The sequence below is a fragment of the Streptococcus sp. V919 genome (assembly GCF_054353475.1).
Map to the genome: position 1 here is coordinate 940,739 of NZ_JBTHHY010000001.1, position 13,554 is coordinate 954,292.

12 protein-coding genes are annotated in these 13,554 nt (G+C 39.6%); 2 read left to right on the top strand and 10 right to left on the bottom strand.

Annotated features, from left to right (window positions below):
* Positions 1 to 50: 50 nt before the first annotated feature.
* The 5 genes from ACXYSK_RS04905 to ACXYSK_RS04925 all read right to left on the bottom strand — a co-directional run bounded on the left by ACXYSK_RS04905 (position 51) and on the right by ACXYSK_RS04925 (position 5,467).
* Positions 51 to 818 carry an epoxyqueuosine reductase QueH gene (locus ACXYSK_RS04905; protein WP_458625253.1) on the bottom strand — a complete coding sequence of 256 codons (768 nt, stop codon included), beginning with the start codon at positions 816 to 818 and terminating at the stop codon, positions 51 to 53.
* Positions 819 to 885: 67 nt separating this feature from the next.
* Entirely contained in the window at positions 886 to 2,085 is a 1,200-nt protein-coding gene (locus tag ACXYSK_RS04910; protein WP_458625254.1) for an MFS transporter, read from the bottom strand.
* Positions 2,086 to 2,309: 224 nt separating this feature from the next.
* Positions 2,310 to 3,653, bottom strand: a complete 1,344-nt coding sequence (gene asnS, locus ACXYSK_RS04915) for an asparagine--tRNA ligase (RefSeq protein WP_441348619.1) — start codon at positions 3,651 to 3,653, stop codon at positions 2,310 to 2,312.
* A gap of 150 nt (positions 3,654 to 3,803) precedes the next feature.
* The gene (locus ACXYSK_RS04920; RefSeq protein WP_458625255.1) at positions 3,804 to 4,982 is read right to left on the bottom strand and encodes a pyridoxal phosphate-dependent aminotransferase; all 1,179 of its coding nucleotides are present in this window, start codon (positions 4,980 to 4,982) and stop codon (positions 3,804 to 3,806) included.
* On the bottom strand, positions 4,979 to 5,467 hold the full coding sequence (locus tag ACXYSK_RS04925; RefSeq protein WP_458625256.1) for a cell wall elongation regulator TseB-like domain-containing protein: 489 nt from the start codon (positions 5,465 to 5,467) through the stop codon (positions 4,979 to 4,981). The genes ACXYSK_RS04920 and ACXYSK_RS04925 overlap by 4 nt, the downstream gene beginning before the upstream one ends.
* A gap of 262 nt (positions 5,468 to 5,729) precedes the next feature.
* Here ACXYSK_RS04925 and ACXYSK_RS04930 point away from each other — a divergent pair, with 262 nt between their 5' ends.
* The gene (locus tag ACXYSK_RS04930; protein WP_303943450.1) at positions 5,730 to 6,278 is read left to right on the top strand and encodes an NADPH-dependent FMN reductase; all 549 of its coding nucleotides are present in this window, start codon (positions 5,730 to 5,732) and stop codon (positions 6,276 to 6,278) included.
* A gap of 54 nt (positions 6,279 to 6,332) precedes the next feature.
* Here ACXYSK_RS04930 and ACXYSK_RS04935 read toward each other — a convergent pair whose 3' ends face one another.
* Positions 6,333 to 7,523, bottom strand: a complete 1,191-nt coding sequence (locus ACXYSK_RS04935; protein WP_458625257.1) for an O-antigen ligase family protein — start codon at positions 7,521 to 7,523, stop codon at positions 6,333 to 6,335.
* Between the two features lie 214 nt (positions 7,524 to 7,737).
* On the opposite strand from ACXYSK_RS04935, the gene birA reads away from it, so the two are divergent.
* Positions 7,738 to 8,670: a bifunctional biotin--[acetyl-CoA-carboxylase] ligase/biotin operon repressor BirA gene (birA, locus tag ACXYSK_RS04940; RefSeq protein ID WP_458625258.1), complete on the top strand. Its 933-nt coding sequence runs from the start codon at positions 7,738 to 7,740 to the stop codon at positions 8,668 to 8,670.
* 63 nt (positions 8,671 to 8,733) lie between these two features.
* On the opposite strand, the gene ACXYSK_RS04945 is transcribed toward birA, so the two are convergent.
* The 4 genes from ACXYSK_RS04945 to rpoE form a co-directional block, all read right to left on the bottom strand.
* Complete coding sequence (locus ACXYSK_RS04945; protein WP_458625259.1) at positions 8,734 to 9,924, bottom strand: acetate kinase; 1,191 nt, start codon at positions 9,922 to 9,924, stop codon at positions 8,734 to 8,736.
* Positions 9,925 to 9,980: 56 nt separating this feature from the next.
* A complete protein-coding gene (locus ACXYSK_RS04950; protein WP_458625260.1) occupies positions 9,981 to 10,928 on the bottom strand; it encodes a class I SAM-dependent methyltransferase in 948 nt (315 codons plus the stop codon).
* A 96-nt stretch (positions 10,929 to 11,024) separates the two neighbouring features.
* The gene (locus tag ACXYSK_RS04955) at positions 11,025 to 12,632 is read right to left on the bottom strand and encodes a CTP synthase (protein ID WP_303943455.1); all 1,608 of its coding nucleotides are present in this window, start codon (positions 12,630 to 12,632) and stop codon (positions 11,025 to 11,027) included.
* Between the two features lie 280 nt (positions 12,633 to 12,912).
* The gene (rpoE, locus tag ACXYSK_RS04960; protein ID WP_006150244.1) at positions 12,913 to 13,488 is read right to left on the bottom strand and encodes a DNA-directed RNA polymerase subunit delta; all 576 of its coding nucleotides are present in this window, start codon (positions 13,486 to 13,488) and stop codon (positions 12,913 to 12,915) included.
* Positions 13,489 to 13,554: the final 66 nt, after the last annotated feature.

Genomic DNA, 13,554 nt, shown 5'->3' on the forward strand with positions numbered 1-13,554 from the left:
CTGACCTCGTTTTTTATAAGCAAAAAACCTGCCTTGAGGCAGGTTTTCCTTTAAATATCTAACTTCGTAACAGTAAATTTGATATGCGAATAGTCTTTTTCGATATCCTTATCTACCATAAAGGCTGTTGCATCCTTCTTGACCTGCACCAAGTCTATATTCTGGGCTTGAGCTGCATAGACACAACCACAGTAACATTGACGATAGATATCATACTCTTCACACATTTCTACAGAGCGCTTATAACCTTGATTTTTCTTAAAATCACTCGGAAGATAATGGGTGGTGTAGATTTTCTGCACATCAATCCCAATACTGTTAATTGTTTGTGAATTTTTGTGAGGGCTGATGGTTAGGGCTGAGCCAAAGTAGTCAAATCCTAATTCCATAGCCACTTGCGCTGTCTTATCCAAGCGATAGTCAAAACAAACCTTGCACCGGTCCCCACCTTCAGGTTCTTCTTCCAAACCTCGAACCAGTTTACGATATTCGTTTGGTTCATAGGGAGCTTCTAGATATTGGACCTTGTTGCCAGTTCGTTCATTAAAATCACTGACAAACTTTTTGGTCACATATGCACGCTTGTGATACTCAGCTTTGGGATGAATATTTGAGTTTGCAAAATAAATGGTCACATCCGCATACTTAGTTAAATACTCTAATGTGTAGGTGCTACACGGAGCACAACAGACATGCATGAGAATAGTTGGTCTTTCTTCATTTTTTTCCCAAACTTGAACCATTTTTTGCATAACACGGTCATAGTTGATCTTTTGATTGGGATTCATCTTGCTTAGAATTTCTTCTACATCAATCATGCTCTTCTCCTTTTCTTCTTGCTATTGTACCACAGGATCTTTCTTTGGGCAAATAAGGTTTCGTGCTTTATTCAGTTTTTAAGTCCTGATTTAATAGCTTGCCCATCCTTTTTAGACAAATTCTTAAGATAGGATAGGTTAATAGTAAGATAAGGCCTAGAACTAAAAAGACAGCTACAAGACCCCAACGATCAATCAACCAACCTGTCAGTGGGAAAATGACAATCATGGAAAGACTAAAGAGCATAGAATTGATACTAAGCATTGTTGCTCTAACACTGGACGGTAAATAACCTTGTAAGTCATTGAAATAGATCGGTTGATAAACTGCATAGAGTGTATCGGTCAAAAGATATACGAGAAGAAAAGCAAAGGGAGTTCCAAAAAATACCAATAGTAAGGCCAAGCCCGTTAGTGCAACAAGAGTCGGAAAAACTCGATTGCTATTCCATTTTTTTCCGATTTGACTAGCTACATAAACTGCTATAAGATTTAAGCCACTACCAATCAGCATGACCAGCGATACCTGCCATCCAGCTAAGTCACTTATTTTCTGCTGATAGTAAAAGTAAAACATACACATGAGTGTTCCGACTAGCTGATAAGTCATCATCCAATAAAAGAGTACTGGTTTTTCATGCCATTCTTTTCGAACTTGCAGGACAATCGTTTTAAAGGTTAAGACTTCATTTTTTTCTCTCTTAGCCATTGGTTCTTTCATAAAATAAATCAAAATGATAGAAAGAAATGATAATCCAATAGCAATTAGATAGGTCCAAGCCAATGCTCCGTGAATAAAGAAGCCTGCCACAACTGTACCTAGGGTTCGGGTGACTTCTGCCACACCAGACAAAAAGCTCGAAATCTGAAGATATCGGTCCTTTTGACCCGCTTCTACCGCAGAATCATATAAGAAAGCGGTGCTGGTTCCCGAGTCAAAATTATAGGACCAAGCACTAACCATCATGGCAAGAGCATAAATCCAAAAATTCCCCTGACCAAGTAAAATCAAGATAGAGGATACAATACTGGCCAAGCGAGCCAAATAGAGATTGGTCTTGTAGCTAAATCGATCGGCTAACATACCAGATGGGATTTCACATAAGAGACTTGTCCCATGAAAGATACTCTCTAAGAGACCGATTTGAAGCAAGGAAAGGCCATTCTGAATGAAAAATAAAATCCAAAAACTGGTAATCCCAAAATAAGATGTAAATTCCAGTCCTGCTAGGAGTGGAATGTTGCGTTTGTAAGTTCTTTTAAACATTGTTTTCTCTCTTTCAATAAGTAATATGATTGTTTCTAAAAGACTTACCTAGATTTGCCTACATTTTCTCCACCTCTTTCATTTAAAGTAATACTCAATGAAAATCAAAGAGCAAACTAGGAAGCTAGCCGCAGGCTGTACTTGAGTACGGCAAGGTGAAGCTGACGTAGTTTGAATTTGATTTTCGAAGAGTATAAAAACGCCAATTGGCGTTTTTATAGTTATTAAGGTTTGATACGGTGCAACATACGTGGGAATGGAATTGCTTCACGGATGTGTTTTGTCCCAGCTGCAAAAGTTACCATACGCTCGATACCGATACCAAATCCACCGTGTGGTACTGTACCATATTTACGAAGGTCAAGGTAGAATTCGTACTCTGTACGATCCATACCAAGTGATTCCATCTTCGCAACAAGGGCATCGTAGTCTTCCTCACGCATAGAGCCACCGATGATTTCTCCATAACCTTCTGGAGCAAGCAAGTCTGCACAAAGTACGCGATCTGGATTACCAGGGACTGGCTTCATGTAGAAGGCCTTGATGTCTGCTGGATAGTTGATTACGAAGGTTGGTACACCAAAGTGATTTGAAATCCAAGTTTCGTGTGGTGAACCAAAGTCATCACCGTGCTCGAGATGTTCGTAGTCAGCATCTGTATCATTTTCATGCTCTTGCAAGAGATCAATGGCTTGATCGTAAGTGATGCGTTTGAATGGCTCAGCAATGTAGCGTTTCAAGAGGTCTGTATCACGGTCCAAGGTTTCTAAGGCTTGAGGAGCACGGTCCAAAACACCTTGAAGAAGAGCTTTGACATAAGCTTCTTGCAAGTCAAGTGACTCATCATGTGTCAAGTATGAATACTCTGCATCCATCATCCAGAACTCAGTCAAGTGACGACGAGTCTTAGACTTTTCAGCACGGAATACTGGACCAAAGTCGAAGACGCGACCAAGTGCCATAGCACCCGCTTCAAGATAAAGCTGACCAGATTGGCTCAAGTAGGCTGGTGTTCCAAAGTAGTCCGTTTCAAACAATTCAGTTGAATCTTCCGCTGCATTTCCTGAAAGAATTGGGCTATCAAACTTCATGAAGCCATTTTTATCAAAGAACTCATAAGTTGCATAGATGATAGCATTACGGATTTGCATAACGGCAACTTGTTTGCGTGAACGTAACCACAAGTGACGGTTGTCCATCAAGAAGTCTGTTCCGTGTTCTTTTGGAGTAATTGGATAATCTTGAGATTCACCGATAACTTCGATGTCTGTAATATCCAATTCATACCCAAATTTAGAACGCTCATCTTCTTTAACAATCCCTGTCACGAAAACAGATGTTTCTTGGCTAAGACGTTTGATGGTGTCAAATTTTTCAAGCCCCACTTCTTCTCCAAATTTTTCGATAAAGTTTGGTTTGAAAGCTACACCTTGGAAAAAGGCTGTTCCATCACGCAATTGCAAGAAGGCAATTTTCCCTTTTCCTGACTTGTTAGCAACCCAAGCACCGATAGTCACTTCTTGACCAACGTAGTCTTTTACTTCGATAATTGTTACACGTTTTGTCATCATTTATCTTCCTTTATTCGTTTAACTTGTCCAAAGACATTATTACTCACTATTGTACCACAAATAATGCCTGATAGCTAGCTAGTTTGACAGAAATTCATAAGTTTTTAAAAATAAAAACCTCCGTTATTAAGACGGAGGTTAAGCTTCTTATTTTTCCATAAATTGGTGCAAACGACGAATGGCTTCTTTTAGAGTTTCCAAGTCTGTTGCGTAGCTGAGACGAACATTTTCTGGTGCTCCAAATCCGGCTCCTGTAATCAAGGCCAGACCAACTTCCTCAAGAATAGCCGTTGTAAATGCTGTTACATCGTTATAACCTTTCATCTCCATTGCCTTTTTAACATTTGGGAAGAGGTAGAAAGCTCCTTGCGGTTTGACAACCTCAAATCCAGGGACTTGGCACAAGAGAGGATAGATGGTATTCAAACGTTCTTCAAAAGCTTGGCGCATGGTTTCTACAGAGTCTTGCGGTCCAGTTAAGGCCTCGATTGTTGCGTATTGAGATACAGCAGTTAGGTTAGAAGTTGTTTGACCAGTCAATTTACTCATGGCAGCAATAATTTCTGGATCACCCACTGCATAACCAACACGCCATCCTGTCATAGCATAGGCCTTAGACACTCCATTGATGACAATGGTTTGCTTACGAATAGCTTCTGACAGACTTGAGATTGGGACGAACTCATTCCCGTTATAGACCAAACGACCATAAATATCGTCTGCAAGAATGAGAACATCGTGTTCAACTGCCCAGTTTCCGATGGCTAAGAGTTCCTCACGAGAATAAATCATCCCAGTCGGATTAGAGGGTGAGTTTAGTACCAAGACTTTGGTCTTATCTGTTCGAGCTGCTTCTAATTGCTCTACAGTTACTTTAAAGTGATTGTCTTCCTTGGCTTGAACAAAGACTGGAACACCACCAGCCATTTTCACCTGGTCACCATAGCTGACCCAGTATGGTGTTGGAATAATGACCTCATCGCCTGGATTGACCACAGCCATAAAGAAAGTATAAAGGGAGAACTTGGCACCTGTAGCAAAAGTGACTTCATTTGCTGCCACAGAATAGCCATAATAACGTTCAAAATAGGTATTGACTGCTGCTTTTAACTCAGGCAAACCCGACGCTACCGTATAGAAAGAAGCACGCCCATCTCGAGTGGCTGCAACAGCAGCGTCTTGAATATTTTCAGGAGTATGAAAATCGGGCTGACCTAAAGTTAAGAAAAGAACATCTTTTCCTTCAGCCTTTAACTTCTTTGCTCTTGCATCACTAGCCAGAGTGACACTTTCTTCCATTTCTAATACACGCTTGGATAGTTTCATAGCTTCTCCTTTTCGATTAGGGTACCAGATTCAAAATCTACTAGATAATAGTCTCCTCCAGACTTGATTTCCCAGACAGGTTTATTAGCGTACCGTCCGAAAGTAATCTTGTCGATCTCAGTTGCTCCTTTTTCTTTGACAACTGCTTCTGCTTTTTCTTGAGAAGTTCCATTTTCTAGTTGGTAAACATAAATATTGTTGTTGCTTTTTTCTATTAAAACAGCAATGGGTTTCTGATTCTTATCTTGACCAAGAACACTGTAATAGCTTTCTAAACCATTAAAAATATCAACCTGGTTAACCGTTTCTAGATTCGCATACTGCTTAGCAAGTCTTTCCCCTTCGACTTTTGCAGTTTGATAAGGTTTCATACTAAGCCATACCAAATAGAGAAAGGAAGAAGTCACAACTAGAGCCAGCAAGGTTAGCCCAATAGTATACTGAAATAATAGGGAATTTTTTTCTTTTTTTTGTCTCTTTTTCACTCGTCTATTTTACCATCTATCCAAGTGAATTACAAGTGAATAAAGGGAGGGCTTCTTGATATCCCAGATGTTGTTAGACTTTCAAACTAAAGCACCAACCATTGATTCCACAGGCTTAGCTGCATGCGTCATTTAGAAATTTAATCTTACAATTCATTGATTTTTAATTTGTGAGCAAATGATTTGCAAATGATTATCATTTGTTGTAACATATATTGTAACAACAGATAAAACTCTGATTAAAATTTAAAGGAGACACCCTATGTCTAAAAAAGTATTATTTATCGTTGGTTCACTTCGTGAAGGTTCTTTTAACCACCAAATGGCCCTAGAAGCTGAAAAAGCTCTTGCTGGAAAAGCTGAGGTAAGCTACCTTGACTACTCAGCCATTCCTCTCTTCAACCAAGAACTTGAAGTTCCAACTCTTCCATCTGTTGCGGCTGCTCGTGAAGCTGTTTTAGCTGCTGATGCCATCTGGATTTTCTCTCCAGTCTACAACTTCTCAATTCCTGGAACAGTGAAAAACTTGCTTGACTGGCTTTCACGTGCCATCGACTTGTCTGATACCCGTGGAGCATCTGCACTTCAAGATAAGATTGTTACAGTATCTTCAGTTGCGAATGCAGGTCATGATCAGCTCTTTGCGATTTACAAAGACCTCTTGCCATTCATCCGTACACAAGTTGTTGGTGGTTTCACTGCAGCTCGTGTCAACGATTCTGCTTGGGAAGATGGTAAATTAGTTCTCGAAGACAGCATTGCTGCTTCTTTGAAACAACAAGCAGAGGACTTGCTTCAAGCTATTCAATAATTGCAACAAAAGGAAAAAGATAGTAGAAAATGTTATTTCTACTATCTTTTTTTGTTAATCAACAAGTTCTGCAATCATACTATGTTTGAGTGGTAGACTACACATCACTAGAAGGAAGATAAATGAAGACTGAACCCAGAAGAGGGCCAAGTCAAAAATTCCATGCACAGCAACCACTGTTAAAAATGAAAGATAGAGTCCAAGAATCGGTCGTTTACTTGGTACTTGACTCATATCAATTAATTTTCGGATTGGATCTGAAGAAGCAATCCCTAACAAGACAGTCCCTACTACACCGTAACTCAATATTGTATCGATATAGATACTATGCGCATGTTCATGATAAGGTGCAAAAATACGAGGATAAGCATGCATGTATGTTAGCGGGCCTTCTCCCCAGAAGGGGTTTTGTTTGAATAAGGTCATACCCGCATTCCAGATAGACACACGTTCTTCCATAGATGAATCAAGTGTTCCCATCCGAACTCCTAAATCACTAGAGAAGAGAAAGGCCAAGCCGATACCAAAGACTCCAATACTTAACCAGAAAGCACGCCAGTTTTTAATGGTAGTGAAAAGATAAATAATCGCACCAAATATGATAGCTGGAAATGCCGTTCTATTTTGAGTAAAGTTGAGCCCGAATAAATTCGCAAAGATTGCAATCACTGAGAAGATTCTCAACCATCTCAATTTAGTTGTACTAATTAAGTAAAATCCAATCATGATACAGAAACAACAGATAATCCCATAATAGTTAGGATTAAAGAAGGCTACTTCAGCCCGATTCTGATGCCAAACCTGCATCTTTGGTGATAAGAAGGTATAATCAAATTTCTTAACAATTTGAAAATGCTCCAAAGCTGCGAAAACCGAGGCTAGCACACTAAGCGATAAAATCCCTTGTAATACTAGTCTAAAAAATTTAGGAGTTAGATGAGCCTGGTAATAGTAAAAGAAAATCGCAAAGAGGAACATTCCCAGAGTAGCAACCATCCCCATGACATTTTGAGCCAGAAGAGAGATGACACCACTATAGCCAATAAATAAAAGAAGAATAGCATGGTTAGAGAGTCGTTTTAGAATCCCCTTCATTTCTCCTGTAAATATCAGACCTATTAAATAAGCGATAAAGATGATGATGAAAATATAAAAAGGCAAGAAAATACTTAGAATAACTGCTAGCAAGACTAGTTCCTGCTTAGAGAAGCCTTTCAATTTTTCAATGATACCTATTGATTTCACAACAGATCCTTTCTCTCTGCGCTATAATGCACAGATATATAAACTATTAAAACATTTTACCATTTTTCAAAGAATTTGAAAACCACTTTGTCTATATCATCTTAACTAAAACTTGGTAAAACTTTATAAGAAACGAGGATTCCTCTCATAAAAGTAGTCTATCTTTTGTAAAATTATGGTACAATTAAATTAATTTTCCCGGAAAGGCTCTACCATGAAATCTTACCAAGAAGTCTATAAAATATTAGCTAGTGAATCCGATTATGTAAGTGGAGAAAAAATCGCTGAAGTATTAAACCTCTCTCGAACTTCTGTTTGGAAAGCGATTCAGCGTCTCCAACAGGAAGGTTTAGAAATTGACAGCATCAAAAACCGTGGCTACAAACTTCTTCGTGGAGACCTTATCTTACCTCAAGAAATCGAAAACAACAGCCCTATCACTGTTCAATTTAAACCTATCACCAAATCGACCCAGACTGATGCCAAGGAGGCCATGGAAGCTGGTGTCAAAGGAGATACACTCTACCTCTCAACTAGCCAAACGATGGGCCGTGGTCGATTTCAGCGTCCCTACTACTCTCCAGACAAGGGGGGAATCTATATGTCCCTCCACCTAAAACCTAATCTTTCTTATCTAGATTTACCAGCTTACACACTCTTGACTGCAGCTGCTATTTATAAGGCTGTTAAAAATTTGAGCTTGATTGATTTAGACATCAAGTGGGTAAATGATCTTTATCTAAATCAGAAAAAAATAGCCGGTATCCTAACTGAAGCCATTACTTCTATCGAAACCGGACTTGTTACAGATGTTATTATTGGTGTTGGGATTAACTTTTCTATCGCTGACTTTCCCAAAAATCTACAAGGGAAAGCTGGAAGTCTCTTCTCTCAGAACAGTCCTATCACTCGCAATGAACTGATTGCTGAAATTTGGAAATGTTTCTACGAAACAGATGCAGATGAGCTACTTTATCTCTATAAAAAACGCTCCATCGTTTTAGGAAAAGAAATTTCCTTCAAGAAGGATCAGGAAATAATCACAGGAAAAGCCTGTGACATTTCGGATCAGGGCCAACTGCAGATAGAATTAGCCACTGGTGAAAAAATCTGGCTCAATAGCGGTGAAGTTTCGCTTACCAAATAGTAAATACTCGTCAACAATATAAAAAATCGACCTCTCTATTGAGAAGGTCGATTTTCTTATCGTTTATTTTTTCAAACGTTCAACATCACGCGCAATAACAAGTTCTTCATCAGTTGGGATGACAAGGACACGAATTTTTGCAGCATCTGTAGAGATGTCTCCAGTTACACCAAAAACATTTTTCTCTGGATCTACATCACAACCGAACCAAGAAATACCAGTGATAACTTTTTCACGTACATCAGCTGCATTTTCACCAACACCAGCCGTAAAGATGATAGCATCAGCTCCGTTTAGGACTGCCAAATATTGTCCAATATGTTTTTGGATACGGTCAACGTACATTTCAAGAGCCAAGGTTGCATCAGGATCACCTGCTTCAACGCCAGCTTCTACATCACGCATGTCACTAGATTTACCAAAAATACCTTGTAAACCTGACTCACGGTTCAAAACATTAATCATATCTTCTGGTGTATTAAAATCATTTGTATGTTCCATAAGGTAAGGAATAATAGCTGGATCAATATCACCAGTTCTTGTTCCCATCATCACACCTGCAAGTGGAGTGAATCCCATAGATGTATCAACAGATTTTCCACCCTTAACCGCAGTAATAGAAGCACCATTACCGATATGACATGTAATTAATTTTAATTCTTCAAGTGGACGTCCCAACAGTTTTGCTGCTTCTTGAGCTACGAATTGGTGGCTAGTTCCGTGAGCACCATATTTACGAACTTTATTTTCTGTGTAATATTTAGTTGGCAGTGGGTAGCGGTAAGCTTTCTCAGGCATAGTTGAGTGGAAAGATGTATCAAAAACAGCAACACTAGTTACGTTTGGTAACAATTCCTTGAAGGCGCGAATTCCAGCTACGTTAGCTGGAGTATGTAGTGGTGCAAGTAGACCCAACTCTTCGATTTGAGCCAATACGTCACCTTCTACTACTACAGAGTCTGTAAAGACTTCACCACCAGCAACAACACGGTGCCCAACTCCTGTGATTTCATCGTAAGATTTGATAATATCAAAACGAATCAAGTCATCAAGCAAAATTTTAACAGCAACAGTATGATTTTCAATATCAGTGATTTCTTTTTCAGCACGACCATCGAATTTAACTGTTGAGATAGAATCTTTCAAACCAATGCGTTCAATTAAACCTTTAGCAAGAACCTGTTCTTCTGGCATTTGATACAGTTGCCATTTCAAACTTGAGCTACCGGCATTAATTGCAATTGTTTTAGACATAATTTTTCCCCTTTTTTAAGCGTTTTCAACTATTATATCAAATCTCAGTTCAAATTTCATGAATATTGACTCCAAATTTGAAACTTTTCCTTAAATTCCATCAAAATTTCAGGGTCACGAAGACTCGTAAGTGGATAAACAAATGGTTCAATCCCTTCTCCCGTCTTCTTCTGTAGAACAAAAATTGTTTTAGACTGAGCTCCGTGTGCAAAGAGATCCTCTGGTAAAGCTATGATTGCTACTAGTTGGGCTTTTTCAGTCAGCCATGATTTTAAAAGTTCACTCTGAGGGCTCGTCAAGAGGTCCGTTGGAGCTAGAAAAATCGCATAACCACCTGTTTTAAGATACTTGAGCGATTGTTCCATTAACAGATGATGCGCATAGGTATGTTCGCCCTTGGCTGCCACTTGATATCGCGAGGCTGTCTGATTATCTGGATAGTAACCGACAGGCAGGTCACTTACAATGATATCACTTTCTTTTAATACTTGTGGACGCACTGCATCTCCTTGGACAAAGCCCATTTGTAGATCCATAACTTCAGCCATGCTTGCTGCCAAATCAATCAAGAGATCATCTAGCTCTATTCCAAAGTAATCAACCTTTTTGTTCATAGATGTCAAGAAGCTAGATCCCAGAATTCCCATTCCAGAACCTAACTCTAACAGACTTAGATCTTCAGTAGGACAAAGCTGTTCTATGATAAAAATCATCAAGTGACCAATGGCATCCGGTGTGAACTGGTGGTTGGCTTGAAGAGGTTCTGTTTGCGCTGCCTTCATTAGCAAAAATTGATAGGTCCGTAACCACTCCTCTTTTCGAAGCGCTAAGCGTTTTAAGGCCTGGTTATTTTTTTTGACTTGCTCCAGATTGGTTTGACCATCGAGATAGATCCCATTTTGTTCAATCAAGGCATCATAAAAGCTTGTCGCCAAATCGTTTTGAATGATTTGGACATTTTCTAATAAATAGGTATATGCTTGTTCAATTTTTTCAAAATCCATAATCTTATCTTACCAAATTCAGAGCTGATTTTCCAGATTTTCATGATACTGAAATCAAATAAAAACCTCTGAGTTGACTCTCAAAGGTTTATTCTACTATTTACGATTTTCAACTGCAGCTGTCACAAAAGCAGTGTAGAGTTCTTCTGGACGGTTTGGGCGACTTGAAAGCTCTGGATGGTACTGGCAAGCCACAAAAAATTTGTTTTCTGGGATTTCAACAATTTCTACCAAGCGATTGTCTGGTGAAACACCTGAGAAGACAAATCCTGCTCCTTCAAACTGTTCACGGAAGGCATTGTTAAACTCATAACGGTGACGGTGACGGCGTTGCACCACCTCTTTGTTATGATAAGCTGCTGCTGCCTTAGTACCACGTTTTAGCTTAGAAGGATAAAGGCCCAAACGAAGGGTTCCCCCCATGTCCTCAACATCAATCTGATCACGCATGATATCGATGATAGGATATTTGGTATCAGGATTTAACTCTGCTGAATTAGCTCCTTCAAGTCCTAAGACATTACGTGCAAACTCGATACAGGTCAACTGCATACCCAAGCAGACTCCAAGCATTGGTACATCATTTTCACGTGCATAGCGAATCGCTTCAATCTTACCTTCTGTTCCACGTTGACCAAAACCACCTGGCACAATGATCCCGTCAGCATCCGATAGGAGTTCTGCCACAATTTCAGCTGTCACGTCATTGGCATTGACCCAATCAATCTTCACTTCTGCATCATTGGCATAACCAGAGTGTTTTAAGGCTTCAACAACGGAGATGTAGGCATCCTGTAACTCGACATATTTACCAACAAGTGCAATCTTGACTTGTTTTTTGAGGTTCATAACCTTATCAACCATAGCTGACCATTCTGTCATATCTGCTGCAGGTGCATCAATCTTCAAATGGTCGCAGACAATTTGATCCATGCCTTGTGCTTGCAGATTAAGTGGGATTTGGTAAAGATGATCCACGTCCAAGGACTCAATAACTGCTTCTGGTGCCACATCACAGAACTGGGCTAGTTTATTTTTAATCCCTTGTCCAGCTGGCTTTTCAGTGCGGATAACCAGCATATTAGGCTGGATTCCCAAACCACGCAATTCTTTGACAGAGTGTTGAGTTGGTTTGGTTTTCATTTCACCAGCTGCCTTGAGGTAAGGAAGCAAGGTTGTGTGGATATACATGACATTATCTGCACCCACATCTGCCTTCATCTGACGAAGAGCTTCTAAGAATGGAAGGGACTCGATATCACCGACAGTTCCCCCAACCTCTGTAATAATAACATCAGAGTCTGTCGTTAAAGCAGCACGCTTGATTTTTTCTTTCAAGGCATCTGTGATATGAGGAATAACTTGGACAGTTGCACCCAAATACTCTCCACGACGTTCCTTACGAAGAACTTCGCTGTAGATTTTACCAGTTGTCACGTTTGAGTATTTGTTAAGATTGATATCGATGAAACGTTCATAGTGACCCAAGTCCAAATCTGTCTCAGCCCCATCATCAGTTACAAAGACTTCCCCATGCTGATATGGGCTCATGGTCCCTGGGTCTATATTGATATAAGGGTCAAATTTTTGAATGGTCACCTTCAAACCACGGTTTTTTAAAAGACGTCCAAGGCTCGCTGCAACGATACCTTTCCCAATAGACGACACCACTCCACCAGTTACAAAAATATATTTCGTAGACATAGATTCCTCTTTCTAAAATGCTCAAGGTCCTGCTCACTAGTAGGGGAGATAGAAAACAAGACCTTCATCAATAACCACAATCCAGGATAAAAGTTCCCGGAAAAACAAAAATAGCTCCCTAATAACTAGGGAGCTCCGACCTCTAAAAGAGGTGCCCGAACAATATCTTACCTCAATTCGACTCATTTGTCAAATCAAATTGACTATCAGATTTTAGTATCTTACCTTCAAGTATGAATAATCATTAAAAAAACAAGGAAATTTCCCTTGCTTTTTTGTATTATTCTTCTTCGTCCTCAGAATCTTCGTCATCTTCTTCATTAAGATCGACATCTTCTCCAAGATCATCTGGTGCAATTTCGTTGATTTCAGCGTCGTATGCTTCTACTTCGTTCTTCTCATCATCTGGATTTTCATCATCATAAGAAAGAGCTGGATCTTCTTCGTAGGCATCTTCATCTTCTGGATCATCTGCGCCATAATCAATGGCATCAGCATCTCCGTCCATAAAGGCATTAACGCGTTTTTTCTTAGCTTTAGGTGCTACTTCTTCATCGTCACTTTCCTCAAGAGCAATGATTTCTTCATCAATTTCATCTACTCCATACCATGAACGAAGACCCCATTTGTTATCTCCAAGTGAGATAAAACTACCGTCAAAGTTCAATTCTGTATAGAACAAAGGTAGTGCTTCACGAATATCGCTATTAGAGGTACCAAGATAGTTTTGGATTTCATTAACCAAATCGCTAAAATGCATTTCGTGATCGCGACCACGGAGTTCCAAGATGGCACGAGCCACCTCAATCATAGATAGTTCACTTTTTTCTTGCCCAGCAAATACTTCTAATTCCAAAGCGTTTCTCCTCATTTTTTACTACTAACGCCAGAGCATATAAACTCTGGTCTCATTTTATCATGT

Excerpts from the sequence above, each read along its gene's own strand:
- ACXYSK_RS04905 (WP_458625253.1), bottom strand. The coding sequence starts at position 818 with ATGATTGATGTAGAAGAAATTCTAAGCAAGATGAATCCCAATCAAAAG.
- ACXYSK_RS04910 (WP_458625254.1), bottom strand. The coding sequence starts at position 2,085 with ATGTTTAAAAGAACTTACAAACGCAACATTCCACTCCTAGCAGGACTG.
- asnS (WP_441348619.1), bottom strand. The coding sequence starts at position 3,653 with ATGACAAAACGTGTAACAATTATCGAAGTAAAAGACTACGTTGGTCAA.
- ACXYSK_RS04920 (WP_458625255.1), bottom strand. The coding sequence starts at position 4,982 with ATGAAACTATCCAAGCGTGTATTAGAAATGGAAGAAAGTGTCACTCTG.
- ACXYSK_RS04930 (WP_303943450.1), top strand. The coding sequence starts at position 5,730 with ATGTCTAAAAAAGTATTATTTATCGTTGGTTCACTTCGTGAAGGTTCT.
- birA (WP_458625258.1), top strand. The coding sequence starts at position 7,738 with ATGAAATCTTACCAAGAAGTCTATAAAATATTAGCTAGTGAATCCGAT.
- ACXYSK_RS04945 (WP_458625259.1), bottom strand. The coding sequence starts at position 9,924 with ATGTCTAAAACAATTGCAATTAATGCCGGTAGCTCAAGTTTGAAATGG.
- ACXYSK_RS04950 (WP_458625260.1), bottom strand. The coding sequence starts at position 10,928 with ATGGATTTTGAAAAAATTGAACAAGCATATACCTATTTATTAGAAAAT.
- ACXYSK_RS04955 (WP_303943455.1), bottom strand. The coding sequence starts at position 12,632 with ATGTCTACGAAATATATTTTTGTAACTGGTGGAGTGGTGTCGTCTATT.